Source organism: Vibrio sp. MM46 (assembly GCF_027587135.1).
Taxonomy (GTDB): domain Bacteria; phylum Pseudomonadota; class Gammaproteobacteria; order Enterobacterales; family Vibrionaceae; genus Vibrio; species Vibrio harveyi.
Map to the genome: position 1 here is coordinate 95,502 of NZ_JAPPTO010000005.1, position 24,694 is coordinate 120,195.

Sequence of the window (24,694 nt, forward strand, 5' to 3'; positions counted from 1 at the left end):
AAAGCCTCCCTTTAATTGGGAGGCTTTTCCTTTTATGCAGTTATCTCTTTCTCATTAAGTGGTATCAATACCCCAAGAGCCACCATGGCAGCGCCCCCGATTACGGTGAACAATACTCGCTGCGAAAAGATCAATTCTGCCATTTCCGGATTAAAAGGACCTACTGAGACAGTAAGAATAAGCAGCATGATACAAGCCGTGGCAATGGTGTAGTTGTGTTCGAGATACACAAGGATGCCGTAAAGCGAAGCGATGACCAAAACCCACATGGTTATTGTCATTGCTATGTCGGAGTTGAAAGAGCCCAATAGCAACCCCACAGGCAAATAAACTAATGCGCCAAGCATGGTTCCGTTCAAACGTTGCCAAGCTTTCGGTGCTAAATCTTTGCTGAACGGGCTGTGGATCATCATAAATAGGTAAGCACCTAAAACGGCTCCTGTGCCACCCCATATACCTAACGACAGCACCAAGCCAATCCCTAGCGCCTTGCGGCTGGAGTACTTGAGATCAACACGACTAATTTTATGTGTGGTGCTCATCGAGCCATTCTGGGTGTTGGCGTTTTTCCAAACCAGCGTACTAGCAATGATCGCCACAGTGATGCCAAGCACAACCGATACTGAACGTTGAAGCATAAGTTCTGTGGCTGGGATATCTACCGGCATCATCATCGATAACAACATAAACGTCAGCGGCAGAATGTACTTTGGTACTCCTTGGTGGTGTTTATCGCGCTCTGTTATGACGAGTAAGAAGGCAAACAGCGCACTAGTAAAAGGCGCATAAGTGATAGGCACCATGGAAAGTGGTACCGCAGTTAATGTCATGACCAAAGGATGAAGGCTACCTAGCAGGGTGTCTTTTGTCGTACTGAATTTGAGATTGTATAGGTAGTGGATGATTCCCACTTCCACCGCCACAAAAGCTTCTCCGACATCATAAAAATACGCACTGATGATAAGCAGCACGATAGAAAGCAAAAACATGCGGTTGCCTAGCACAAGGTAAGGCTTTGGCGGGATGAATTTTTGAGCGAGTGAATCGAGCATGGCGTATTTCCCATCCTTCAGTGAATAACAATATGGAAGGTATGAGATTACCAATTTGATGAAATATTCATTGCCAGTTTGCGACAATAGTGATGAAAGCTTGAGCAGCATAAAGTGCCCAAGCTTAATGCGACTACGCGATCTTCTTGTCGCGAGATTCGAAGAAATAGGTCACAAATACCATGTAGGCAACGACCAACACTAACTGCCATATCCGAACGTAAAACTTATCGTCTAGCGCACCGCTGCTCATGGAGGTACCCATTAACACCATAAAGCCCGTAAATGCAGTGGCGTAGACTGGGGCTTTGGCGGGCTCGGTGTAAATCTTGGTCCCAAGTAACGTAATAACCACCAACATCACTAGCATGTAGATGTACATATTTGGCACCAGAGAAATGGTAACGAAAGCGGCGAAAGCGAGTAGTCCTCCTAACACATTACTGATAACAAAAAACAATGATGTTTTGCCCGCTTTGTCGCTGGTTGCCATCAGAGAAAGCAGCATGACAAACGCAACGGTGAGTAATATTTGTGACAGTTGGAAATAGAAATAAAAACAAACCAAGGGAAACGACATCATCCAAGCTCGAATCGCAGCATTCCAACGAACTTCTTGAGTTAGAGGGGAGGGAGGGAAGCCAGCAAATTCAGTCGCATCCTCTTCTGGGAAGTAAACATGCGACACCCCGTAAAGCGCTACGGCGACGATACCAGAAAACGCAAAACCGATGCCCACGTCTAATGCGGCTTGTTTGTCTATAATGGTAACCGATGGAATCAAAATCAGGGCAATCATCAAGAAAGTGGCAAACATTACCCATTTTGGATCGGTAAATAGGTAATAGCTCCACAACATGCCCAACGACAGTACAGCCAGAAAACCTATTTTGTACTCTGGCAAGCCGCTCGATACCAAAAAGCCAATGACCGCGGTGGAGATCAACGCATAGCCAAGTTGTTTGACATGCAGGATATGAAACTGGGGTTTATCGACGATGAATTTTGCCGTCAAAAGAGGCGTACAAAATGCCAAAGGCCAGTTAAACCATAACGCGATAAAAGTAGCCAAACCTACGGTGACAACATAGCGCAGTATTCGACGTTCTTGTGCTTGAGTCAGACTATCTAACATAAGAGAACACGCTCACTAGATTGATCCAAACCTTACCCAGAAAGTTAAATAGAGCGTTGCTCTCTGTGTAGATCACCACATCTGCTTGTCCACCGATGCGCATGAAGTCAGCGGCATGTTTATCATCGAGCTTAATGGTCACGGGCATACGTTGTGTATCGCGAAGCCAACCATTTTGATTTTTCACGGTGGCTAAGGTGCCTGGCTGATTATTCGCGCCCCATGCAACCCCTAAATCTACTGAAGATACTGTGCCAGAGAAGGTTTGTCCGGGAGCATAATCGAGTGCAATTTCAACTTTATCTCCGGCGTTAATGTTGCCCATGCTGTTTTCGCGGAAGAAGGCTTCAAGCCATAAACCGTCGCTTTCAACAAACGTCATCAAGGGAGAACCTGCCGTGGCATAAGCACCTTGCGACAAATTAAAATTGGTCACAGCGCCATCAGAAGGTGCTCGCATTGTCGTGCGTGATAAGTTCAGTTGCGCTTGTTGCAGTTCTAGTAAAGCCGATTGGATCTGAGCGTTCTCTTCACCTGCCGCTCCCACCTGAGCTTTTGCTTTTTCTAGGTTCGCTTTGGCGTTAACGACATCGGCATTCGCTTTATCAATGGCTGCGCGAGTAGTGTCTGCATCTGATTTTGAAACCACGCCTTTTTCTGCCATGGCTAAAACTCGTTGCCCTTGGCGTTTAGCATTTTCTTGTGCCACGAGCGCGGTGGTCAATTGAGCTTGTGCTGACATCACACCTGCCATTTGCGAGCCAACATTCTGTCCTGCGATCTTGAGCTTTGCTTCTGCTTGCTTGACCGCAATCTGGTGATCGGTGGTATTGATTTGCAGTAGCACATCGCCTTTTTTGACTTCGGTATTTGGTTTAATGCTGATGCTGTCAACTTGACCAGAGACTTGAGGGATCAATGAGACGACATTGCCTTCAACACGGACATTATCGGTTGTCGGAATGATGCGATCTGCCACTATCGCTGTACCAATGGACACCATAGTGAGTGCCAATAATGCATTGGTTGTGCGCTTGACCTTATTAACCGGTTGCTGCGTCTGGCTTACTTGGTTTTCTGCTGCTGTCTCTGACATATAAACACTCACTAATGATGAAGAAAGATGGTCAGAGTTCTCCATCGACGCAAGCTAGGCGCGAATTAAACTGAGACCAGTTCGTTTGAGCGTTAAAATACAATGTGTAAGGAAGTAAAAATTGCCATTATGCGACATTCGGAAATTTTGCAGAGTAGTGGTTTGAATAAGAGCGACAGACAAAGAAATAGGGCGGGCAGATAGAAAAAGAGCCTCTCTTTGGAGAAGCTCTTTAGGGTAGAGATAACGTGACTAAGTGATCAAACAAATTGATTAATATGTCACTTAGTTGCTGTACATTTTTTCAAAGTTCTTTGGATTCCAGCCAATCATGACTCGATCGCCAATCTTCAGTACAGGTACAGAACGAGCCCCCAGTGCATCGAGCTCTTTGCGTCCGCGTTGCATTTTTGCATTGCACAAGCGGTAGTTAATATTTTTCGAATCAAGATAACGTTGAGCATCTTTGCAGTGCGGGCATTTGTCTTTGACGTAAAGAACGACACGTTTCATTCAATTTCTCTCCATTATCGTCGGGAGGCGAAGTTTAGCGAGGTTTCGCAACAAAGGAAAGCTTGTGGAACTACACCGCATTACAAATGCCTGCTATCTATCAAAGTAAGAGTAGCCACAACATCGAATTGATTTCAAAAATAAGGTACGCACGCTGGTATAATTTAATGGTATAAAGTACACTAAAATAATTACAGAACGCTATTCATTTACAAACCAATAAAAAGGAAAGTTAGACAGGCAGGAAGCCGATATAACGACGGAGAAAAACATGAGAAATAAAGGCTTCACTTTAATTGAGATGGTTGTGGTTATTGTACTACTCGGTATTTTGGCGGTTACCGCAGCTCCGAGATTTTTAAATCTTCAAGATGATGCGCGAGATGCAACTCTGGAAGGTTACGCAGGTGCGTTGCTTGCTAGTATTGGGATTATTGCAGGCAAACATAAAATTGAGGGTGAACCCGATACCTTGATTGTTGACGGTACAGAACTATCATTCTTTACCACAGAAGATGGCAACACTCAGTCGTTTGAATACCCAACAGCGACAGATGTCGAGCAATGTATGGATATCTGGAACACTGCGGTTAATGGCATTAGAGCGAAAGGGGCTGATGCCAAAAAAGGTGAATTGAAGACGACTTTTGATCGTAATGAAGCCACTTGCTCTTATGCAGATTTACAACACGGCGCTGTGACATATAAATCCGGTACAGGGGATGTCCGCGTAGATAGCTAATAGCGACCTTCTAGGTTGGGTAGGGGCTTGAGATGCTCCTATCCAACAAGTAACTCCTTTTTAAACTCTCCTCAATATGACTGCAAAAGCTGCGTAGGTACTGTGAACAATCAGATTGGTTATAACCTAAGATGAAACTCTTGCTCATCTCAGGTATATTTAGCGCCTTTCTTTTGTCATAGCAGACTTAATACGCATGCATCCGTCACTTCGATATATTCAAGGTTATCCGCAGAACATTGTCGAGCAAGTCAGTTCACTCGTCGACAGTGGTAAACTGGTACCTTGGTTCGAAAAACGCTACCCAGATAGACACCAAATCAAAAGCGAAAAGGCACTCTACGAATACGCAATAGCGATCAAAAACCGCTATATGAAGAAAGCCGCGCCAATTAGCAAAGTGGTCTACGATAAGAAAATTCACGCTGTAAACAATGCGCTTGGTTTGCATAGCGTGATAAGTCGTAACCATGGTGGCAAGCTGAAATCGAAAAATGAGATTCGCATTGCGAACGTGTTTAAAGATGCACCTGAAGCGTTACTACGCATGCTGGTGGTACATGAGCTGGCACACACGCGTGAGAAAAACCACGACAAAGCCTTTTACCAACTGTGCTGTTATATGGAACCTGAGTATCATCAACTCGAATTTGATGCTCGTCTGTTTATGATTTACCTCGATTTAAAAGCGAATTCGAATGAAGACCAATAATCACAACGCGAAACAAGCTCAGCCAAAAACGGCGAAGTCTAAGCCGAGCAAAGAAGTCACCAAGATCAAACCAAAGCGTGTGAAAAATAAACCAACAGCAAAAGCTGCGAGTGCGGCAAAAAGCACTGGTCTGAAAACTAACGCCGCGAACAAAAGCAGCGATGTGGAAGTGATCAAAACTGCCAAAAGTGGATTGCATGAACGTAATGCACATCGAGGTCGCTACGATTTCAAAAAGCTAATCACAGCAGAGCCTCAGCTCAAATCATTTGTGATAATGAATCCGAAAGGGGAAGACTCAATCAACTTCTCTGATCCAAAAGCCGTCAAGATGCTCAATAAAGCATTGCTGGCGGCGCATTATGATATTGAATACTGGGATATTCCTGATACTTACTTATGTCCGCCCATTCCTGGGCGTGCGGATTACGTTCATCGCGTAGCAGAGTTGCTTGATAGTGAAGTAAAAGGCAAATATGCACACCATAAGGTGCGAGCACTTGATGTGGGTGTAGGGGCAAACTGTATTTACCCAATCGTAGGTGTGACTCAATATGGATGGCATTACACTGGTAGCGATGTTGACGCAACATCGATTGAATCAGCACGAGCAATCACAGAGCGTAATGCCTCGTTAAACGGTAAGATCGAACTGGTACAACAAACCAGTGAGTCCAATATTTACCGTGGTATTATCCAACCAAACGATCGCTACGATATTACGACTTGTAACCCACCATTCCACCGTTCAGCTGAAGAAGCCGCGATGGGCAGTCAGCGTAAGCTAGATAATTTAAAAGCGAATCAGCGTAAGAAGGGTGTGAAGGTTCAAGCTAATCAAGCGAAAACGCCTCAAGTAAAAGCCAATAAACCCGCGCTTAACTTTGGTGGGCAAAATGCTGAGCTATGGTGTGAAGGTGGTGAAGCTGCTTTCATCCGTAAGATGGCGAACGAAAGCCAAGCATTCAGTGCACAAGTGCTCTGGTTTACCACGTTAATCTCAAAGAAAGACAATGTTCGTCCGATGCGCAAACAACTTGAAAAGTTGGGTGTAAAAGCGATCCGAATCGTGGAAATGAGCCAAGGACAAAAAGTCAGCCGTTTTATCGCTTGGTCCTACATGGACAAATCGCAGCGTAAAGCGTGGATTGAATTAAAGTAGTTATCCAGCAAAGCTGTTCAAATAATTAAAAAATAGCACCACTTTGTTGGTGCTATTTTTTAACAAGAAATTCATTAATTTAATAATTATAACAAGTTTATTTTCTCTTTATGTCAAATTATATGGTAGGGCTATCAAGTTAAAATAACATGGGGTACTATCCAGTAAAGAAATAATATTTATATATGCCCAGCGATGTCCGATAACGAACTGATCATCTTCCCTTGGAATCACAATTTTGAGACAGGGATGAAAAAGATTGATGAACAACATTACCATCTATTTTTATTGGTGAATAAATTAGCTAATACGTTGATTTATGATGACCAGATTGAAGTAGACGGCGTATTTAGTGAGTTAAAAGACTATGCTCAATATCACTTTTCATATGAAGAAAGTGTATGGAATGAATACTTTTCTGATGATATTTGGAATGATGAGCATAAGAAGAGCCATGCCTCTTTTGTTGATGAAGTCATAAAAATCCAAGCGGAGTCGAAAGATCTCAACTGGCAAGAATCTATTGAGCATATCCTACAGTTCTTAGTGCGTTGGCTCGTGTTCCATATTATTGGTGACGATAAAAAAATGAGCGTGGCAGTAAGAGAGTTAGAGTCGAGTGACTCTTTAGAGGCGGCGAAAGTGAATGCTGTCGACACTTTGCAAGGTATCAATGGCTTGGTCGCCGATACTGTACTTAAAATGTATTTTGAGGTATCAAGTCAATCTATTGAATTAGTGAGAGAAAAGCATCGTCGCTTTGTTGCTGAGAAAGAATTGAGATGTCTCAATAAAAAGCTGCAAGAACTCGCTATTACTGATGAATTATCGGGTCTGTACAATCGCCGATACTTCAATATCATGACGCCAGATATTCTTAATAAAGCACAAGACACTAACCAACTCGTCAGCTTTGTATCCATTGATTTAGATTACTTTAAACAACTAAATGATCAGTTTGGTCATCTAAAAGGGGATGAAGCGATCACCAAAGTAGGCGCATTGTTGTCTGCTCACTTTAATGACCTCGATGACATCGTGTTTAGAATTGGTGGGGAAGAGTTTCTAGTTGTGATTGTAGGGTCTGAACATAAAACCTCAATCAACCGCGCAGAGGCGTTTAGAAAAGCTACAGCCGAGCTTTCTATTATTTGTGAAACCAGTGCTCAAAGTCACATATTAACCAGTTCAATTGGTGTGTTCACTCAGTGTCCAGAACCGAATTTGGATATTCGTTATTACTTAGATAAAGCAGACCAGTGTTTATATAAAGCAAAACTCAATGGTCGAAATATTGTCATCGCAGACGAGATATAAACGATATTAACTGCGGTGAATTAAAAGTAGCTAGTTGTCGATTTTAAATTCGATAATTAATATTAAATTGAAAATCAATATAAAATCGATTGAAGTTCAATAATAATCATATTAATTTTTTTTATTGGTGAGTTGTGCGACATATTTTAATAGGTCGCCGTCAATGTCAGGCAGTCCGTCAGAGAAGAAAATTTGTGCTCCAGGAGTACAACGCATTAATACGTTGGTGAGTTCACCATCATCATTAGAAGTATTGATCGCATTGAGCTTAACCAGCTTGTTGTAAACTTCTTCTTCTAGTTGTTGGCGTTGTGCGTTGGTCAAACGAATACGACCGACACAAATCCCCGGATTTACCTCGTGAGATAAGGATTCTTTTTGGAAGCGTTCACGGAATAATGAGTCGAGTTCAGAGCCTTCTTCCATCAAAAAGCGTCGCCCAGAACGGTAGAACAGCCCATCACCAAAATCTTCAACATAACCTAGCATTTCCGCGATCCGCAGATAAAAACGCAGACTGGTTTCTGATAACTGATAGGTTTTCGCAATGTCTTGCGGGTCAAGGTTACGAGACGTCACCATATAGATAAAGTCGAGAAGGTAGGGGTGTTCAAGAAATAACGCGCTTTGCTCTTCTGTCAGCATTTGTTCGTTCTCATGCTGAAGCTGATTGGCGAGGTTGGCTAGCTCAATAAGATCGGTGTTTAAATAGTTGAGATAGACAAGGATTTTATCCAAGCCCAAAGAAGGATTATGCAGGTGGCGCTTGATGCTCGACAACGGAATACCGCTTTTCTCTGACAAAGAGCTGTAGCACAGCCCCTCATCTTTGATCTTTTGTCGCAGCGCCGCTAATAGAAATCTAGGTCCGACATTCATTTCTTAACACCACCTTAACTGCTGAGCTTATTTTGATGTGTTCTGTTGTTCCAACAACAAGTTACGAATAGCGGTGCCAGCTTCCAAAATGTGTTTTTTCAGCAAATACTTAGCGCCGTCCACATCGCGATTTTGACACATTTCGAACAAGGTCAAATGCTCTTGCTCTGCCTTTTGAATGCCCGTCGTGAACAGCAGTTGCATGCGAATGTAGCGGTCGCACTTAGTGTTGAGGCTGTAAATCACATCCATGGTTTCTGGCATATTTGCGGGTGCATACAAAGCTTTATGGAATTCGTAGTTGTAGTTGCTCCATTCTTCTACTTCATCGCCGCTGTTGACTACCGCTTCAAAACGTTCACGGACTTCACGTGCGCGTTCGAGATCCTCGTCAGTCATGTTCTGAATCGCACGCTCTAAAATGTGGCATTCCACTACGGCGCGCAGCTCGAACAACTCGTCGATTTTATCTGGAGAGAGCTCGGTTACTGTTGCCCCTTTATGAGGCTCAAAGCTCACTAATCCTTGTGCTTCCAATTGCACTAACGCTTCACGAACGGGAATGCGGCTAACATTAAACTCTTTTGCCAACGCGTCCTGACGTAAAGGTTGACCAGTTTTTAACTCACCCTTGAGGATCTGAGTTCGAATCGCTTCCTCAACCAGTTGAGTGCGGGTCTTAAAAACAGGTTTTTGTGACATTGAAGTCTCCCGTCAAAAATAAATATTGTATCCAATTTCTTTAGTTTATTGTTTTTCTGGATTAAGCCAACTGCAAGCGAAGGTTTTGAGATGTGGCGTGAAATAAAAGGCACCAACTGGTGCCTTTTTGAGCCAATGACTTAACTGTGAGCTGCTTTGCCATCTACTGCGCGCGCGATCTCCAATGGATTTTCTGCTTTTAACGAATCGGGCAGTAAGCTTTCTGGTAACGCTTGATAAGCCACCGGACGTAGCCAGCGGTGAATGGCTTCTGCACCAACAGAAGTCGAAGCCGAATGGGTCGATGCGGGATATGGACCGCCATGCACCATGGCATAACCAACTTCTACGCCTGTCGGCCAGCCATTAAATACCAATCGTCCGGCAATCTCTTCCAAACGAGGGATGAGCTGCGATACTTGTGGGTAATCTTCTTCCGTTGCATGAATTGTCGCGGTTAGCGATCCTGCCAGCGTTTCACTGAGCGAAAGCATATCAGCCACATCTTCACAAACGACGATCAACGATTGTGGACCAAAAATCTCTTCTTCCCACGCAGGATGTTTGCGCCAATTTTCACTGTTCGTGACAAAGAGAGCCGATGCAACATAAGGGGACTCCGCTTGAGAAAAAGTGACGTCAATTCCGTCGTCAGAACCTCGGCTGACGACCTGTGATTGGTAACTATCACGGATTCCGGGAGTAAGTAGAGTAGAAGGAGATTGTTGTCGAATGAGGGATTGCGCGGTTTCAATAAACGCTTGTGTTTCCGGTGTATTCAGCGCGAACACTACGCCAGGTTTAGTACAAAATTGCCCACATCCCATGGTCATTGAAGCAACAAATTGCTCCGCTAAGTCGGCTTTGGCTCTCATTGCGGAAGGGAAAATAAATGTCGGGTTAATGGCACCAAGCTCGCCATAAAACGGGATTGGCTCAGGTCGTTGCTGCGCTAGGTTGAACAGGGCACGTCCACCGCCAACCGATCCAGTAAAGCCCACCGCTTTTATTTCAGGATGGCTGACTAGAGCTTGTCCTAAAGCACGCTGATTTCCTTGCAGCAAGGTGAAAATCGCTTGTGGTAACTGCTCTTGTTTCAGCGCTTGCTCGATACACTCTGCAACGATTTGGCTTGTACCTGGGTGCGCCGTATGACCTTTTACAATCACCGGGCAACCTGCCGCGAGAGCAGAAGCAGTATCTCCACCAGCAGCAGAGAAAGCCAACGGAAAGTTGGATGCACCAAATACCGCGACAGGACCAAGTGCAATTTGCTGGCAACGAATATCTGGCTTAGGTAGCGGGGCTCGAGTTGGGTCTGGCGTATCAAGAATGACTTTGTGATAACTGCCAGAATTGACTACGTCAGCGAATAAGCGAAGTTGATTAGCTGTACGAGCGATTTCTCCTGTCAGACGTGCTTCGGGAAGCGCCGTTTCTAAATGTGCTCGGGCGATAATGTCATCGCTTCTTGCTTCTAATTCACTGGCAATCGTGCGAAGCAGGCTAGCGCGCTTGCTGTTACTTAAGCTGCGAAAATCGCGCGAGACTTTTGCTGCTGTAGTAGCGGCTTGATTGACCTCAACTTCCGTATGAACAGGAAAAGCTAAAGGGAGCGCCTCACCGGTAAAGGCGTTGGTCGCGTAAAAAACGTTGTCGGTTTGCGGGTTCATTGTGATTCCTTACTGTCCTTATTTCACTTCAAATCCATACGCGTATGGGTCTTCGTCATCCACCCAGATGGTGTTGTGTCCATACACTTGCGCCCAGCCTTCGATGCTAGGCAGAATGGCTGCTCGCCCGTTCACTTCAGTGACGCCTTCAATACGTCCGTTAAACAGGCTGCCGATAATACTTTCGTGGACAAAGTCCTCGCCTTGTTGAAGTTTGCCTTTGGCATGCCACTGCGCCATACGGGCACTGGTGCCTGTGCCGCAAGGGGAGCGGTCAAGGGCTTTGTCGCCATAAAACACCGCGTTGCGAGCGGTTGCGTTTTCATTAGTAGGGCTACCTGTCCAAAGCACGTGAGAGACGCCACACACGGTTGGATCGTCTGGATGCACACATTCCACCGCTTTTGAAACGGCTTCACGAACTCGGGGGGAGAGCATCAAAATTTCATCAGGCGAGTAGTGCTCAAGACCGGCATAGTTGGTTTGTGGGTCGACAATCACGTAGTAGTTGCCTCCATAAGAAACATCGACAGTGATTTCTCCGAGTCCTTCTACTTCAACGGTGACATCTTGATGAGCAAGGTAAGCAGGAACGTTAAAGATTTTAACTGACGTGACCTTGTCACCTTTTGTTTGGTAATGCACTTCGATTTGTCCAGCAGGGACGTCAAGGATCAAACGACCTTCTTCTTTCGGTGTGATCAGCCGATTCTCAATTGCCGTGGTGACGGTACCTATCGTGCCGTGCCCGCACATAGGTAAGCAGCCGCTGGTTTCGATAAACAAAATCGAGGCATCAGCATTGTCACTACAAGGCGGTAAAACGACAGAACCTGACATCATGGAGTGACCACGAGGTTCAAACATCAATGCCTGACGAATCCAATCATAGTGTTCCAAGAAATATTGGCGCTTCTCACTCATGGTATTGCCCCTAAGCGGAGGAACACCGCCTGCCACTAATCGGACAGGGTTGCCACAGGTGTGGGCATCGATACAGAAAAAGGTTCCTTGTCTCATTTTTCGCTCCTTGCTGAAAAAATGGGTTGAATCGAACGGGCTTAATGTTATCGTGATGTAAAATATATTGTATACAATCTGCTTTTTCAAATGTGACTTGGAGCATATTCATGTTGGTCAAGGAAGAAACTGGAAATCAAAATATAGCGATAGTAGGCGCGGGGATCATCGGCTTGGCAATTGGCTTAAAATTGCAACAACAAGGGCATCAGGTGACGTTATTCGACCCGAATGGCGTGGGAAATGGTTGCTCGAAAGGGAACGCAGGACATATCGCCACTGAGCAAGTTTTTCCACTCGCAACACCGGGTCTTATTCCTCAATTACCTAAGATGCTATTGAACCCCAAAAGTCCGGTTTCTATCCGATGGCAAGATCTCCCTTCCACCATGGGTTGGATGCTTCGGTTCTTATCAAAAGCCAAACCATCGTCGACAGAGCCTTCGACCAACGCCATCAAAAGTCTCAATTCAAGAGCAGTGAAAAGCTGGCAACAGTTACTCGATTCCATCGAGAAAAAAGACCTGATCAAAATGGATGGCTCGTTATTGACCTTTGAAAGCGAGCGGTTGTTCGAACGTTATCAAAGTACGCTAGAAGAGCTGGAAAAACACGGCGTGAAGTATCAAGTGTGGACGCAGAAAACCATCCGTGAACAACTTCCCAAGATCAGTCGACAAATTCGCTATGGTGTATTTTTCCCTGAGACGGGACATACGTTAGACCCTTATTCCATCTGCGTTGAGCTCTATGATGCATTTGAGAAGCAGGGTGGAACCATTGTTAACAAAACGATTGATGCTCTAAGTAAATCGGGGCAAGTGTCGGTGGAATCAAGTCAATATTCATTCGACCGTATTATTGTTGCTGCTGGGGTACATTCCAAGCCATTAGTAAAGCAATTAACGGGTATCGCTGTGCCCATTCAAGCCGAGCGAGGGTATCACTTAATGATGGATGATAAACGGCAAGCGCTGCCGTTTCCGATCAGCTCTGCCGACCGAAAATTTATCATGACGCCGATGGCGAGTGGGCTGCGTTTAGCGGGAACAGTGGAGTATGCGCATGTAGAATCTCCCCCGAATATGAAGCGTGCCGAGATGCTGTATCAGCAAGGCGATGCAATGTTCGAAAGTGGATTAAACCCTCTCAAACAACAAGAAAAGTGGATGGGAAACCGACCTTCAACAGTGGATTCGTTACCTGTGATTGACCAGATTTGTGAAGGAAAAGTGCTGCTGGCATTTGGACATCAGCACCTTGGATTAACCCAAGCTGCAATTACCGCCGATCTCATTTTGGAGCTTGTTGAAGGTAAAAGCCCATCGGTTGATCTTTCACCATTTACGCTCAAGCGATTCGCTTAAAAAATTTTAAGATTAAATATTGTATAAAATATATTTAATGCTAATGTTAACGAAAATTTAACAATAAGGTGTCCAGCAGCCGTATCCGGATACCTCCAGAAAACGACCAAAGGAGTAAAACATGTCACGAATGACGAAAGCACCACTGGCGATGTTGATTTCAGGAATGCTGTTGGGGACCTCTGCACACGCAGAAGAGAAATTAACGATTGTGTCTTGGGGCGGTGCGTTTACCAAGAGTCAAGTTGAGGCGTACCACAAACCTTTTATCAAAAAGACGGGCGTTGAGATTGTCTCAGAAGACTTCAGTGGTGGTTTAGCCGAAATCAAAGCGCAAGTAGAAGCTAATAATGTGCGCTGGGATCTGGTATCGCTAGACAAGCCAGACATTGTACGCGGCTGTGCAGAAGGGCTGTTAGAGCCTGTTAATCCGAGTATTTTGCCGTCGGGTGCAGATGGCACGCCAGCAGAGCAAGATTTCATTGAAGGGGCGATTCACGAATGCGCAATCAACTCGATTGTGGTCTCGACGGTACTAGCCGTCAATGAAGAGGCATTTAAAAGTAAAGCCGCACCAAGCAAGTTGACCGACCTTTTTGATTTGAAAACCTTTCCTGGTCGACGTGCGCTACAAAAGCAGCCTCAAGGTAACTTAGAGTGGGCACTGTTGGCGGATGGTGTGAAGCCTGAAGAGGTTTATGCTTTGCTGGAGACCGAACAAGGGCGCGAGCGAGCATTTGCCAAGCTCGATACCATCAAATCACAAGTGTTGTGGTGGACCACAGGTGCTCAGCCACCACAAATGCTCGCCGACAAAGAAGTGGTAATAGCCTCGGCGTTTAACGGTCGTATCCATAATGCCAGACAAGATGAAGGTCAGCCATTTCGCATCATTTGGGATCACCAAATGGGATACATGAACGGCTGGGCGATTCCAAAGGGCAGTGCGCACACCAAGTTAGCGCTCGATTTCATCGCCTTTTCATCGGGAACCAAGCCTTTAGCTGACCAAGCAAAATACGTTGCCTATGGTCCAACACGCAAGTCGTCATCGGCGCAAGTAAGTCCTGAGATTTTGGCAAACCTGCCTACCGCACCGCAGAACTTTAAAACAGCCTTTTTGATTGATGACGAGTGGTGGTCGGATTATGCCGATGAACTCAATGAAGAGTTTAACACTTGGCTGCTTAATTAGGCGTTAACTAAGCGCTAACTCAGTTGAGTCTTACCTCTGAAGGGGCGGGCTTGATAACTAAAATTTCCGCCTCTGATGTTCCCCTTTAGTTGCTTTGGAGAAACCATGAACGTTATCGATGCGCAGCAAGTTGCCAAGTGTTTGAGCATGAAGTCATTGATTGAAACCATGCGAGAAACTTATGCCCAGCCTGCAGCTATTCCCCAACGAAGAGTGATGCCTTTGGAAGAAGGTAAGTATGAAGCATTTGCTTTGCTACCCGCATGGAACCAAGACTTAATCGCGGTTAAAGCTTTTACCTATTTCCCACAGAACCCAGCACATGGCAAAGATACGCTGGCTTCCAAAATCTTGGTGTTTAAAAGAGAAGACGGTCAACCTGTCGCATTGGTCGATGGAAAAGTGCTGACCTTCTGGCGTACAGCAGCGGCGTCTGCATTAGCCGCGGATTACCTAGCGCGTGAAAACGCTTCTCGGTTGCTGATATGCGGAACTGGCAATTTGGCACCATATTTTGCGTGGGCGTACGCCGCAGTTCGACCGCTTAAACAGGTTTATGTTTGGGGACGCAGCTTGGACAAAGCGATGGCGACTGTCGATCGCGTTGTCTCTTCGCCAGAGTATCAATCCTTGCCAATCGAACGTCAGTTTGCGGTGTCGGTGGTTGAGAGCGTCGATGAGACTCTTGAACACGTTGATATCATTAGTTGTATTACCGCTTCTGCTACACCACTGTTTGATGGTGCAAAGGTTCTACCCGGCACGCATATCGACTTAGTGGGCAATCATGATTCGGATAAACGAGAGTGTGACTCGACAGTAGTGCAACGCGCGCAGGTGTATGTCGATAGCCGTATCAATGTATTAGCGGAAGCAGGGGATTTACTGATCCCAATCCAAGAGGGCGTGTTTAACGCCGAACAGATTAAAGGAGAGTTGCCACAGCTTTGCGCCAAAGAAGTGAGAGCGCGTCAGAGTGATGAGGCGATCACCTTATACAAATCGGTGGGCAGTGCCTTAGCCGATTTAGCCGCTGTACAAGCGGTATTGAAAGAAAGCGGCATCAGCCTAGTTTGAGCATTTTTGCTCGCCTTTTAAATTGCATACAATATACATATAGGGAAGAAAGTTCATGAAAGTAGAATGGAAAGGTGTCTATCCAGCTGTCAGTACTCAGTTTCGTCACGATCAGTCAATTGATTTAGATGCAACGCAAACCGTTATCGATAACCAAATTAAAGATGGCGTCAACGGCATTATCTGTTTGGGTACGGTAGGAGAAAACTGCGCCTTGTATCCAGAAGAAAAACGTCAGGTATTGCAGGCAGCACAAGAAGTGGTCAATGGTCGTGTACCTTTGATTGCAGGTACGGCAGAGTCCATCACCACTGCGGCGGTTGACTATATGCAAGACGCACAAAAAATCGGTATTGATGGCTGTATGGTGATGCCTGCAATGGTGTACCGCACGTCAGAAAGCGAGACCTTTGATTACTACCGCACCTTGGCGCAAGCGACGCCAGAAATGCCAATCATGATTTACAACAACCCAGTTTCTTACGGGGTGGATGTCAATCTCGACATCATGGCGAAGTTGGCTGAATTTGAAAGCATTGTGGCGGTGAAAGAGTCCACCACGGATACGCGCCGCATTACAGAACTCTACAACCAATTTGACGATCGCTTTACCGTGTTCAGCGGCGTAGATGACATTGCGCTTGAATCACTGATGCTAGGTGCAACAGGCTGGATCTCTGGCTTAACTAACGCATTCCCTGAAGAGTCGGTGGCGATTTATAAGTTGGCAAGTCAAGGTCGTTACGCAGAAGCGTTAGAGATTTACCGCTGGTTCCTACCATTGCTGCGTTTAGACACCATCCCAACTTTGGTTCAGTGCATCAAGCTAGCAGAGCAAGTGTGTGGACGCGGCTCTGAGCAAGTTCGTGCCCCTCGTCAAATCTTACAAGGCGCAGAGCGTGAGCAGGTGATTCAATTGGTCGAGCATGCGCTTGCTACTCGTCTAGACCTGAGCAAATACAATCTATAACCAAGCTGCTTAGCAGGGCGTTAACTGACGCTCTGCTTATTCTTGATGTTCAAAAAAGTGAGAGGAGGGAAGCCATGAATTCGGCGAACAAGGACTATGTCAGCTTTCAACACGTTAAGAAAACCTACGATGGCACCAACTTGGTTGTAAAAGATTTTAACTTAGATATTGCCCCCGGTGAGTTTGTCACCATGCTTGGACCTTCCGGGTCGGGGAAAACCACGTGTTTAATGATGCTGGCAGGGTTTGAAACTGCCACTGGCGGCGAAATTTACATTGATGGCGTGCCAGTGAATAACCTTGCTCCGCATAAGCGAGACATCGGCATGGTATTTCAAAACTACGCGCTCTTTCCCCATATGACCATTGCTGAAAACCTTGCCTTTCCGTTAAAGGTACGCAAGCTCGACAGTGGAACCATCGAGAGTAAAGTGCAAAGCGCATTAGACATGGTGGAACTAGGGCACGTTGCCAGTCGTTACCCTAAACAGTTATCTGGCGGTCAGCAACAGCGCGTTGCACTCGCCAGAGCCTTAGTGTTCGAGCCAAAACTTGTGTTGATGGATGAGCCGTTGGGTGCGTTGGATAAGCAGCTTCGTGAGCAAATGCAGATGGAAATAAAGCATCTTCACGAAAAGCTTGGCATCACCATTTTGTACGTGACGCACGATCAAGATGAAGCGCTCACGATGTCTGATCGCATTGCGGTCTTTAATCATGGTGAAGTGCAGCAATTAGCGCCGCCAACTGAGTTGTACGAATCGCCAAGCAATGCGTTTGTGGCGCAGTTTATTGGCGAGAACAATCAACTTACCGGTATTGTAAACACGTTAGATGATACTTGTTGCCAAGTGCAGGTAGGGAAAGCGGCATTCAATGCGAAACCGGTAAGAGTCACAGAGCGAGGGCAGCGCACCACGCTTTCGATTCGACCGGAAAAAATCATCCTTCAGTCTGATGGCGAGCAGTGTGATAACCAAGTTTCCGGTATTTTACGTGAGCTGATTTACCATGGTGACCATTATCGCTTAGTGGTTGACGTTGAGACGGTGGGTAAACTCGTCGTCAAAGTACCAAATGACAATCGCACCCATCTCTCACTTACTCCCGGCGCACAATGCCGTATCGGCTGGCAAAGTGAAGATTGTCACGCCCTTGATTGCTCACAGCCTCAATCTCAACTGCAAACGGAATGTAATGAGGAGGCAGCATGAGTCGAGAGCTAACCTCGTTGGACTCGGTATTGGAAATCGAGCGCCAAGTTCATGAGCAAGAACACGATCTCAAAGCTCAGCTGCAAAAAGCAGAACGGAGAAAAACCACTCGCTCGATCATGCTTACTGTGCCCTTGGTGTGTTTCATTTTGCTCACCTTTGCGTTTCCCATCTTAGAAATGCTGTATCGCAGTGTCGACAATCGAGCCATACCACAAGCATTACCAGACACTATTCAAGCGCTAGAAAGTTGGGACTATCGAGGTCAGCCGCACCCAGAAGTGATCACTGCGTTTTCTCATGAGCTATTGGGTTTGTATCAAAGTAAAACGCTGCCAAAAATCGCCAATCGCATGAATATTGCAGTTTCCGGAATGCGCAGCTTAATGATGAAAACCGGAAGAAAGCTATCTCGTCTTGAGTCATTGCCAACATCGATTACAGAGTTGTCTAAGCTAGATAAGCGCTGGGCAGAAACTAAGTATTGGGCGGCGTTTAAGAACCTCAGTGGTGCCATTACATTGAGCCACTATTTAGCGGCATTAGACATGCAAGTGAATGAGTTTGGTGAAATTGAAGCGCAACCAGAAAAACGCCAGATCTACGTCGACCTTTTCTTTAAAACCTTTTGGATGTCGGTCTTAATCACGCTCATTTGCTTGGTAATGGCATACCCCGTAGCGTACTTGTTATCAAACTTACCAGACAAGCGCGCAAACCTTTTGTTGATCGTTGTTCTTTTGCCATTTTGGACTTCGCTACTTGTCCGGACTACGTCTTGGATTGTGTTGTTGCAAAACCAAGGTGTGATTAACGACTTACTGATTTGGTCTGGCTTGACGTCGGAACGGATTCAAATGATCCACAATACGTTTGGCACCGTGGTATCGATGGTTCACATTCTTTTGCCGTTTATGATTTTACCGCTCTACAGCGTGATGAAGGGCATTAGTCCGACTTACTTCCGCGCGGCTCGTTCACTCGGTGCCACGCCTTTGGTGGCGTTTACCAAAGTTTATATGCCGTTGACATTACCCGGTATTGGTGCTGGCGCGTTGCTGACCTTCATTCTTTCCATCGGTTTTTACATCACACCGGCATTGGTTGGCGGACGAAGCGGACAGATGATTTCCAACATGATTGCTTATCACATGCAAACCTCGTTGAACTGGGGCATGGCGGGGGCTTTAGGCGGTCTATTGTTGTTTGTGGTGTTAGCGCTGTTTTATGTGTTCAACCGCGTCGTGGGCATTAATAATATCAAGGTAGGAGGGTAATCATGGGTTTGCCGAATTATGCATCCAAAGGCGAGAGAATTGCCTACGCTGGGTATTTGGTTTTTTGCGGCTTGGTGCTGTTTTTCCTTATCGCACCGATTCTAACCATCATTCCTCTATCGTTTAATGCCACACCTTATTTTACCTTTACTGAGGGCATGCTGAATCTCGATCCCGAGGCATATTCAGTGCGTTGGTATCAAGAGATGTTCACTAACGAGCAGTGGTTGTTAGCGCTCAAAAACAGTACCTTTATCGCTTTGATGGCGACTTTGATTGCCACAACGCTTGGCACATTAGCGGCACTAGGGTTAGCCAGCAGTAATTTGCCGTTTCGCAATGCCATTATGGCGCTACTGATCTCGCCAATGATTGTTCCGGTGATCATCTCGGCGGCAGCAATGTATTTCTTTTATACGCGCTTAGGACTGTCCCAAACATACATCGGCATCATTTTGGCTCACGCTGCACTTGGTACACCGTTTGTGGTGATCACGGTAACGGCAACACTGAGTGGTTTTGACCACAGCTTAGTTAAAGCCGCTGCTAGCCTTGGAGCTAATCCAGTATATACCTTCAGACATGTAACGTTTCCTCTAATACGTCCGGGTATGATCTCCGGTGGCTTGTTTGCTTTCGGCACTTCGTTTGATGAAGTGGTGGTCGCGTTGTTCTTAACGGGGGCGGAGCAAAAAACCGTACCAAGGCAAATGTGGTCGGGCATTCGCGAGCAAATCAGCCCGACCATACTCGCCGTCGCGACACTGTTGATTTTTATGTCGGTGTGCCTGCTCGTTACGCTAGAAATACTACGCAGACGAAACGTGCGTATCCGTGGCATTCAAGAATAAATCTGGTTAAAGCAACAAGCCATTTTGCGGTTACCCTGAGCTTTCTCTGCAAAGAATTACTCACTTTTTTGACCGAATGCGCCTACTTGTGGGCGCTTTTTTCGTTGAATCCTGACGCTTTGCTCAGTTATGAGAGCTCGTACTTTCAAACCGGACTTTTGTCCTGAAACTTTGTCCTGCTTCCTCATTATGATTGCGCCATCAGAACGAACGAGGAAAACATTATGACTGCTCATATCGCAGGTTCTGCAGAGGATTTTGCTTCAACTGTTATCATGCCGGGCGATCCGCTACGCGCGAAATACATCGCTGAAACCTACCTAGATGACGCCAAACTGGTTACGGACATTCGTAACATGCTGGGTTACACCGGTTATTACAAAGGTCAGCGCATTTCAGTTATGGGGCACGGCATGGGCATTCCATCAATGGTGCTTTACGGTCACGAACTGATTAATGACTTTGGTGTGAAACGCATCATCCGAATCGGCAGCATCGGCGCGACACAAAAAGACGTTCACATGCGTGACGTTATCTTAGCCCAAGCGGCAGGCACAGATTCACCGACGAATGCTAAGCGCAGCAGTGGCTACCATATGGCAACGTCTGCAACGTTTGAATTGCTGCACAACGCTTACATGTCTGCGAAAGAGAAGGGCATTGATGTCAAAGTGGGTAACATCTTCACAGGCGATCTTTACTACGATCCGGATGAAGACATGATCCCAGCCCTAGAGCGCTTTGGCGTGCTTGGTGTGGATATGGAAGTGGCGGGTTTGTATGGCTTGGCACACCAATTCGGCATTGAATCGCTGGCGATTTTGACCGTATCTGATCACTGCATTACTGGCGAAGAAACCACAGCAGAAGAGCGTCAGCTTTCTTTCAACAACATGATTGAAATTGCGCTAGAAACTGCGATTAAAGCTTAACCCTACAATTAAGTTTTCTTTGAGAGCTGGCTCGCTGGCTCTCTCTAATACTAAGAACATCTATCTCATGAGCCCTTGGAGTGAATTATGAAAAATAAAATAACACTCACCGCAATTAGCTTTCTCGCCAACTTCATCATGGCGGGTTTTGCGACCCAATTTGGTATGTTGGTTGAACCGCTTGCCAACACCTTTGATGCGAACGTTAACGAAGTCGCATCGATTTTCTCGCTATTAAACGGCGGCGCACTTGCCGGTACTATCGCGGCTTTCTTTTTGATTGAAAAAGTCGGCATCAAACGCATGACCGTATTGTGTTACGGTGCGATTGCCGCTGCGGCACTGAGTCTATATGTCGCGCCTTCTCTGTTTATCGTAATGCTTGGCATGACTGTGATTGGTTTCTGTGGCGGTGTCGGTCTTTGTATCGCGGGTACTATCGTTGTATCGGTATGGAAAGACAAAATTCAAAGCACCATGCTGGTGGTACAAGACGCGACCTTTAACATTGCTGGCGTCGTCTTCCCATTGATCACCACTTACGCGCTGACGAACGCAATGAACTGGAGCATCAGTTACCTAAGTGTGGGCGTTGTGGCGTTGGCAACCATGTTTGTTGCCTTACTAACCAACTTTAACCAATGTGGTGGCGAAAGCGGCTCTGAACAAGAAGCAAAATCTGAATGGAACTTCGGCATCATCAGCGGTGGCGTAGGTTTGTTCCTAGGTATGCTTGCGTTATACACCTTCCTAACTTGGGCACCAATGTTCGTGAAAGAGAAGTTTGATATCCCATTTGAGCAAGCGGGTAACATCATCACTCAATACTGGTCTGCGGCTCTGGTTGGCGCGTTGGTTTCTACTGTGATTGTTTCGCGCATGAAGATTCAAACTTTTCTACTGACGATTATCTCTGTTGCTATGGTGATCACCAGCGTTATCGTTACTACGGATAAACTAGAATGGTTGTCATACCTGACTTACGGTTACGGCTTTGCTTGTGCAGCGCTTTACAATGCTTTCATCGCTTACGGTGTATCGTTTGTGCGCAACGCAACCAGTAAGAACGTGTCTTACATCTTAATCAGCGGCAGTGCGGGCGCGATGTTCAGCCCAGCTATCAGTTCAGTAATGGAAAGCGTGGTTGGTCTGCAAACCGTGATGTACGCCATCCCAGTTATCTACGCAGTAGTCGTCGCAATGCTGGTGATTTCAATGAAGTTTAAGACAGTAGAGCAAACGCAAACCGCTTAAATGAAATTAAGTAAGAGAACAAAAAGGTCTGCACAGTGCAGACCTTTTCTCGTTTATAAGTGAAGAACTCAGCTATTCTTCAACAAAATTACGCAGTCCTTCTAAGTCGAGAATACGTAACCCTTTCTTTTCTTTAGCAATGAACCCTTTGCTTTCAAGTTCTTTCACTGCGCGGCGATACACACGATCTGAGGTGGCAAATCGCTCCGCTTCCAAATAGTTCTTTTGGAACCCATCCACTGGCAGGTCATTTAGATACTGATGATAAATGTCGTACGCCACGTTATAGGTAATTGGGTAAAGTAACCGGCGAGAAAGAATTTCCACCGTATCTTGGTAATCAATCGCGATGGCGCTAGCAAAGTAAAGCGACAGTCGAGGCTGTTCTAACAAGCATTTTTGCAGCTTTTGCGCGTCAATAATCGCAACTTCAACCGGTTCTACAGGAACAATGTCCATTTGGCAGCGGTAGCCAGTAAAGAACTCCATCTCACCAAAGACCTGTTGTTCACACTCAAGCGTGCCAAGCAGAAACGTTTTGCCGTTTCTTGCTGTAACGCCCATGGAGATACGACCGGAATCTACCAGATATAGGTTTTCGACATGCTCACCTTGGGTGAGGAGCTTTTCGTTTTCATCAAAAATTCGGCGCGTACAGATGCAATCTCGGATCGTTTTTTCGATGAGATGCTTATCTTCACTCCATTGCGCCTCAAAGCGTCCTTTACCTAGGGTTTGTAATTGCATCGACGTACCTTAAATGACAATTCCTGCGAGCTCAAAACGTGCCATTAATGGCTTGCTCTCTTGCTGATACCAACTTGCTGGCATGTTGGGTTTAAGCTGGGTTTTTTCTTGTTTGCTGATCACAACATAGCGCAAAAATGTGTCGAGTGTGCTCATCATTATTTCAAAGCTCATGTCGCCATCTTTACTGATGGTTTTTAATAGTCCAACGACCGTATCTTCCGGTATCAATGGTTCGATAACCGCATGTTTGCGCTCGGTAATTGTCTTAGAACAAGGTAGTGAAGCACGTGCAGTTTCCCAGCACACTTTATTGGTTTTACTCACGAGGTTGTGCTTATAGCAGTAATAGCTAAACAAAAAGCGTGACAGGTTCTGCCAGCGCTCAGCTTGGACTTCTAACCAAAGGTGTTGCAGCTCGATATCAGCGTCAGTCATGGGAATGCGTCAGAAAAGGAAAAGAGGGCGTAGTGTAACTGCGTTTAAGGTATTCGAAAAGTCACATGCATGTCGCCCTCTTTACGTTATTGCGTGATATTGCTTGGTCTCTTAACCCTGTCTTAACCAAGCCGCTGCTAGTTTCCGTTTTCACACTGCTCCGTCCTTGGGAGCGAATTCAAGTTAAGTGACGAAAACGTGTCATCTGATTGTGAGAAAGAAACATGTACAGAAAGTCTTTGGTTGCGGTGATGATTGCCGCCGCTCTTATAACTACAGGGTGCAATCCATCTTCCGCTTCTGAAGAAGCTAGTCAAGAAGGTCCGGCAGCATTTGCTCAGGTTGTAAAACTCTCTACTGTTGTTGCCAAATCCACGACTACGGCGTTGTATGAGCAAGTGCAAGGGCGCGTAAATCCCATCAAAATTGCGCAAATACGCCCTCAAGTCGAGGGGATCATCGAAGCAAGGTTATTCACCCAAGGGGACTTTGTGAAGAAAGGCACACCCTTATATCAAATCGATGCTGACTCCTACCAAATTGAAGTCGAAACCCAGCGTGCTAACGTGGTTGAAGCTGAAAACGCTTATAAAAAAGCACAAGCGCAATATGAGCGATTGAAAAAGCTCAGTGAGACTGATTTTGCAAGTCAGCAGAACTTAGATGATGCGCGTTTTAGTGTTGGTACAGCGAAAGGGCAATGGATGAGCCGCAAAGCGCAGCTTAATAAAGCCAAACTCGATTTAGAGCGTACCGTCGTAACCGCTCCAATTGACGGTGTGATAGGTGAAGAGCTGATCACTGAAGGTGCATTGGTCAAGCCGAGTGACTCGTCGCCGCTAGCGGTGATTCGTAAGGTTGATCAAGTGTATCTCGATGTTCAAGTGCCGGCGTCTATGGCTTCTCGCTTAACCGATGACATCCATCAATCTGATCGCAGCTTAAAAGTGATATCGCCCAGCGGTCACATCCTCTCCGGTAAGGTGGTCTATTCCGCTGTGTATGTGGATGAAGAAACCAGCAACGTGACATTACGTGCCGTCGTAGATAACACATCACGCGGATTATTGGTTGGGCAATTTGTACGAGCACAGATCCCCGTTGGCGAAGTTGAGGCTTTTGCTATCCCCAATTTAGCCGTGAAACACAAATCGACGGGCGAGGCTTACTTGTTGGTGGTGAAAAATGGGCAATTGGAAGAACGGCTTGTAACGACCGATGGTAATACTGGCGGCATGACCTTAGTGACCAGTGGTGTCAATGAAGGAGAGCAAGTGGTGGTCGTTGGTGGTGAGAACGCTTTTCCCGGTACCAGTATCGAAACAATGGAATGGCACGACAATACTAAGCAGTTGAATGGGTAATCACT

The 24,694-nt window shown here is 45.9% G+C and carries 24 protein-coding genes; 14 read left to right on the plus strand and 10 right to left on the minus strand.

The annotated features are described in order from the left end of the window. Positions 1–32: 32 nt before the first annotated feature. The 4 genes from OH459_RS07525 to OH459_RS07540 all read right to left on the minus strand — a co-directional run bounded on the left by OH459_RS07525 (position 33) and on the right by OH459_RS07540 (position 3,796). The gene (locus OH459_RS07525; protein ID WP_269986253.1) at positions 33–1,052 is read right to left on the minus strand and encodes an FUSC family protein; all 1,020 of its coding nucleotides are present in this window, start codon (positions 1,050–1,052) and stop codon (positions 33–35) included. A gap of 133 nt (positions 1,053–1,185) precedes the next feature. Further along, positions 1,186–2,187: a DUF2955 domain-containing protein gene (locus tag OH459_RS07530; RefSeq protein ID WP_269986254.1), complete on the minus strand. Its 1,002-nt coding sequence runs from the start codon at positions 2,185–2,187 to the stop codon at positions 1,186–1,188. Continuing rightward, complete coding sequence (locus tag OH459_RS07535; RefSeq protein ID WP_050935325.1) at positions 2,177–3,283, minus strand: HlyD family secretion protein; 1,107 nt, start codon at positions 3,281–3,283, stop codon at positions 2,177–2,179. The genes OH459_RS07530 and OH459_RS07535 overlap by 11 nt, the downstream gene beginning before the upstream one ends. A 285-nt stretch (positions 3,284–3,568) precedes the next feature. Beyond that, on the minus strand, positions 3,569–3,796 hold the full coding sequence (locus OH459_RS07540; RefSeq protein ID WP_005439862.1) for a glutaredoxin family protein: 228 nt from the start codon (positions 3,794–3,796) through the stop codon (positions 3,569–3,571). Between the two features lie 271 nt (positions 3,797–4,067). Here OH459_RS07540 and OH459_RS07545 point away from each other — a divergent pair, with 271 nt between their 5' ends. The 4 genes from OH459_RS07545 (at position 4,068) to OH459_RS07560 (ending at position 7,729) form a co-directional block, all read left to right on the plus strand. Beyond that, a complete protein-coding gene (locus tag OH459_RS07545; RefSeq protein WP_005445513.1) occupies positions 4,068–4,538 on the plus strand; it encodes a type II secretion system protein in 471 nt (156 codons plus the stop codon). A 196-nt stretch (positions 4,539–4,734) separates the two neighbouring features. Further along, positions 4,735–5,250, plus strand: a complete 516-nt coding sequence (locus OH459_RS07550) for a M48 metallopeptidase family protein (RefSeq protein ID WP_005528224.1) — start codon at positions 4,735–4,737, stop codon at positions 5,248–5,250. Then, positions 5,237–6,412 carry a 23S rRNA (adenine(1618)-N(6))-methyltransferase RlmF gene (rlmF, locus tag OH459_RS07555; RefSeq protein ID WP_269986255.1) on the plus strand — a complete coding sequence of 392 codons (1,176 nt, stop codon included), beginning with the start codon at positions 5,237–5,239 and terminating at the stop codon, positions 6,410–6,412. Before OH459_RS07550 ends, rlmF begins: the two co-directional genes overlap by 14 nt. A 195-nt stretch (positions 6,413–6,607) precedes the next feature. Further along, positions 6,608–7,729, plus strand: coding sequence for a GGDEF domain-containing protein (locus tag OH459_RS07560; protein ID WP_038897583.1), 1,122 nt, complete (start codon positions 6,608–6,610; stop codon positions 7,727–7,729). Between the two features lie 111 nt (positions 7,730–7,840). Here OH459_RS07560 and OH459_RS07565 read toward each other — a convergent pair whose 3' ends face one another. The 4 genes from OH459_RS07565 to OH459_RS07580 form a co-directional block, all read right to left on the minus strand. Next, positions 7,841–8,608, minus strand: coding sequence for a transcriptional regulator (locus tag OH459_RS07565; RefSeq protein ID WP_239969720.1), 768 nt, complete (start codon positions 8,606–8,608; stop codon positions 7,841–7,843). Between the two features lie 27 nt (positions 8,609–8,635). Further along, positions 8,636–9,310 (minus strand): GntR family transcriptional regulator, encoded by a 675-nt coding sequence (locus tag OH459_RS07570; protein ID WP_005439897.1) that lies wholly within the window; start codon positions 9,308–9,310, stop codon positions 8,636–8,638. Positions 9,311–9,450: 140 nt separating this feature from the next. Further along, on the minus strand, positions 9,451–10,983 hold the full coding sequence (locus tag OH459_RS07575) for an aldehyde dehydrogenase (NADP(+)) (RefSeq protein WP_269986256.1): 1,533 nt from the start codon (positions 10,981–10,983) through the stop codon (positions 9,451–9,453). Between the two features lie 18 nt (positions 10,984–11,001). Further along, positions 11,002–12,003, minus strand: a complete 1,002-nt coding sequence (locus OH459_RS07580; protein ID WP_269986257.1) for a 4-hydroxyproline epimerase — start codon at positions 12,001–12,003, stop codon at positions 11,002–11,004. A gap of 110 nt (positions 12,004–12,113) precedes the next feature. On the opposite strand from OH459_RS07580, the gene OH459_RS07585 reads away from it, so the two are divergent. The 9 genes from OH459_RS07585 (at position 12,114) to tsgA (ending at position 22,140) form a co-directional block, all read left to right on the plus strand. Further along, a complete protein-coding gene (locus OH459_RS07585; RefSeq protein ID WP_269986258.1) occupies positions 12,114–13,370 on the plus strand; it encodes an NAD(P)/FAD-dependent oxidoreductase in 1,257 nt (418 codons plus the stop codon). Between the two features lie 121 nt (positions 13,371–13,491). Continuing rightward, positions 13,492–14,565 (plus strand): polyamine ABC transporter substrate-binding protein, encoded by a 1,074-nt coding sequence (locus OH459_RS07590; RefSeq protein ID WP_269986259.1) that lies wholly within the window; start codon positions 13,492–13,494, stop codon positions 14,563–14,565. Positions 14,566–14,670: 105 nt separating this feature from the next. Continuing rightward, positions 14,671–15,642 (plus strand): ornithine cyclodeaminase family protein, encoded by a 972-nt coding sequence (locus OH459_RS07595; protein WP_269986260.1) that lies wholly within the window; start codon positions 14,671–14,673, stop codon positions 15,640–15,642. 55 nt (positions 15,643–15,697) lie between these two features. Then, complete coding sequence (locus tag OH459_RS07600) at positions 15,698–16,612, plus strand: dihydrodipicolinate synthase family protein (protein ID WP_050936996.1); 915 nt, start codon at positions 15,698–15,700, stop codon at positions 16,610–16,612. A 74-nt stretch (positions 16,613–16,686) separates the two neighbouring features. Continuing rightward, positions 16,687–17,826 carry an ABC transporter ATP-binding protein gene (locus OH459_RS07605; RefSeq protein WP_269986261.1) on the plus strand — a complete coding sequence of 380 codons (1,140 nt, stop codon included), beginning with the start codon at positions 16,687–16,689 and terminating at the stop codon, positions 17,824–17,826. Then, entirely contained in the window at positions 17,823–19,103 is a 1,281-nt protein-coding gene (locus OH459_RS07610; protein ID WP_269986263.1) for an ABC transporter permease, read from the plus strand. The genes OH459_RS07605 and OH459_RS07610 overlap by 4 nt, the downstream gene beginning before the upstream one ends. A gap of 2 nt (positions 19,104–19,105) precedes the next feature. Then, positions 19,106–19,954 carry an ABC transporter permease gene (locus tag OH459_RS07615; RefSeq protein WP_269986265.1) on the plus strand — a complete coding sequence of 283 codons (849 nt, stop codon included), beginning with the start codon at positions 19,106–19,108 and terminating at the stop codon, positions 19,952–19,954. Positions 19,955–20,175: 221 nt separating this feature from the next. Beyond that, positions 20,176–20,886, plus strand: coding sequence for a purine-nucleoside phosphorylase (deoD, locus tag OH459_RS07620; RefSeq protein ID WP_370445480.1), 711 nt, complete (start codon positions 20,176–20,178; stop codon positions 20,884–20,886). An 87-nt stretch (positions 20,887–20,973) separates the two neighbouring features. Next, positions 20,974–22,140 (plus strand): MFS transporter TsgA, encoded by a 1,167-nt coding sequence (gene tsgA / locus OH459_RS07625; RefSeq protein ID WP_269986267.1) that lies wholly within the window; start codon positions 20,974–20,976, stop codon positions 22,138–22,140. A gap of 72 nt (positions 22,141–22,212) precedes the next feature. Here tsgA and OH459_RS07630 read toward each other — a convergent pair whose 3' ends face one another. Beyond that, positions 22,213–22,887 carry a Crp/Fnr family transcriptional regulator gene (locus OH459_RS07630; RefSeq protein ID WP_104028419.1) on the minus strand — a complete coding sequence of 225 codons (675 nt, stop codon included), beginning with the start codon at positions 22,885–22,887 and terminating at the stop codon, positions 22,213–22,215. Positions 22,888–22,896: 9 nt separating this feature from the next. Continuing rightward, positions 22,897–23,325: a hypothetical protein gene (locus tag OH459_RS07635; protein WP_269986269.1), complete on the minus strand. Its 429-nt coding sequence runs from the start codon at positions 23,323–23,325 to the stop codon at positions 22,897–22,899. Between the two features lie 224 nt (positions 23,326–23,549). Here OH459_RS07635 and OH459_RS07640 point away from each other — a divergent pair, with 224 nt between their 5' ends. Continuing rightward, positions 23,550–24,689 carry an efflux RND transporter periplasmic adaptor subunit gene (locus tag OH459_RS07640; RefSeq protein WP_258455523.1) on the plus strand — a complete coding sequence of 380 codons (1,140 nt, stop codon included), beginning with the start codon at positions 23,550–23,552 and terminating at the stop codon, positions 24,687–24,689. Positions 24,690–24,694: the final 5 nt, after the last annotated feature.

Bases quoted from the DNA above. Each gene is read 5' to 3' on its own strand.
- OH459_RS07525 (WP_269986253.1), bottom strand. From the start codon at position 1,052: ATGCTCGATTCACTCGCTCAAAAATTCATCCCGCCAAAGCCTTACCTT.
- OH459_RS07530 (WP_269986254.1), bottom strand. From the start codon at position 2,187: ATGTTAGATAGTCTGACTCAAGCACAAGAACGTCGAATACTGCGCTAT.
- OH459_RS07535 (WP_050935325.1), bottom strand. From the start codon at position 3,283: ATGTCAGAGACAGCAGCAGAAAACCAAGTAAGCCAGACGCAGCAACCG.
- OH459_RS07540 (WP_005439862.1), bottom strand. From the start codon at position 3,796: ATGAAACGTGTCGTTCTTTACGTCAAAGACAAATGCCCGCACTGCAAA.
- OH459_RS07545 (WP_005445513.1), top strand. From the start codon at position 4,068: ATGAGAAATAAAGGCTTCACTTTAATTGAGATGGTTGTGGTTATTGTA.
- OH459_RS07550 (WP_005528224.1), top strand. From the start codon at position 4,735: ATGCATCCGTCACTTCGATATATTCAAGGTTATCCGCAGAACATTGTC.
- rlmF (WP_269986255.1), top strand. From the start codon at position 5,237: ATGAAGACCAATAATCACAACGCGAAACAAGCTCAGCCAAAAACGGCG.
- OH459_RS07560 (WP_038897583.1), top strand. From the start codon at position 6,608: ATGTCCGATAACGAACTGATCATCTTCCCTTGGAATCACAATTTTGAG.
- OH459_RS07565 (WP_239969720.1), bottom strand. From the start codon at position 8,608: ATGAATGTCGGACCTAGATTTCTATTAGCGGCGCTGCGACAAAAGATC.
- OH459_RS07570 (WP_005439897.1), bottom strand. From the start codon at position 9,310: ATGTCACAAAAACCTGTTTTTAAGACCCGCACTCAACTGGTTGAGGAA.
- OH459_RS07575 (WP_269986256.1), bottom strand. From the start codon at position 10,983: ATGAACCCGCAAACCGACAACGTTTTTTACGCGACCAACGCCTTTACC.
- OH459_RS07580 (WP_269986257.1), bottom strand. From the start codon at position 12,003: ATGAGACAAGGAACCTTTTTCTGTATCGATGCCCACACCTGTGGCAAC.
- OH459_RS07585 (WP_269986258.1), top strand. From the start codon at position 12,114: ATGTTGGTCAAGGAAGAAACTGGAAATCAAAATATAGCGATAGTAGGC.
- OH459_RS07590 (WP_269986259.1), top strand. From the start codon at position 13,492: ATGTCACGAATGACGAAAGCACCACTGGCGATGTTGATTTCAGGAATG.
- OH459_RS07595 (WP_269986260.1), top strand. From the start codon at position 14,671: ATGAACGTTATCGATGCGCAGCAAGTTGCCAAGTGTTTGAGCATGAAG.
- OH459_RS07600 (WP_050936996.1), top strand. From the start codon at position 15,698: ATGAAAGTAGAATGGAAAGGTGTCTATCCAGCTGTCAGTACTCAGTTT.
- OH459_RS07605 (WP_269986261.1), top strand. From the start codon at position 16,687: ATGAATTCGGCGAACAAGGACTATGTCAGCTTTCAACACGTTAAGAAA.
- OH459_RS07610 (WP_269986263.1), top strand. From the start codon at position 17,823: ATGAGTCGAGAGCTAACCTCGTTGGACTCGGTATTGGAAATCGAGCGC.
- OH459_RS07615 (WP_269986265.1), top strand. From the start codon at position 19,106: ATGGGTTTGCCGAATTATGCATCCAAAGGCGAGAGAATTGCCTACGCT.
- tsgA (WP_269986267.1), top strand. From the start codon at position 20,974: ATGAAAAATAAAATAACACTCACCGCAATTAGCTTTCTCGCCAACTTC.
- OH459_RS07630 (WP_104028419.1), bottom strand. From the start codon at position 22,887: ATGCAATTACAAACCCTAGGTAAAGGACGCTTTGAGGCGCAATGGAGT.
- OH459_RS07635 (WP_269986269.1), bottom strand. From the start codon at position 23,325: ATGACTGACGCTGATATCGAGCTGCAACACCTTTGGTTAGAAGTCCAA.
- OH459_RS07640 (WP_258455523.1), top strand. From the start codon at position 23,550: ATGTACAGAAAGTCTTTGGTTGCGGTGATGATTGCCGCCGCTCTTATA.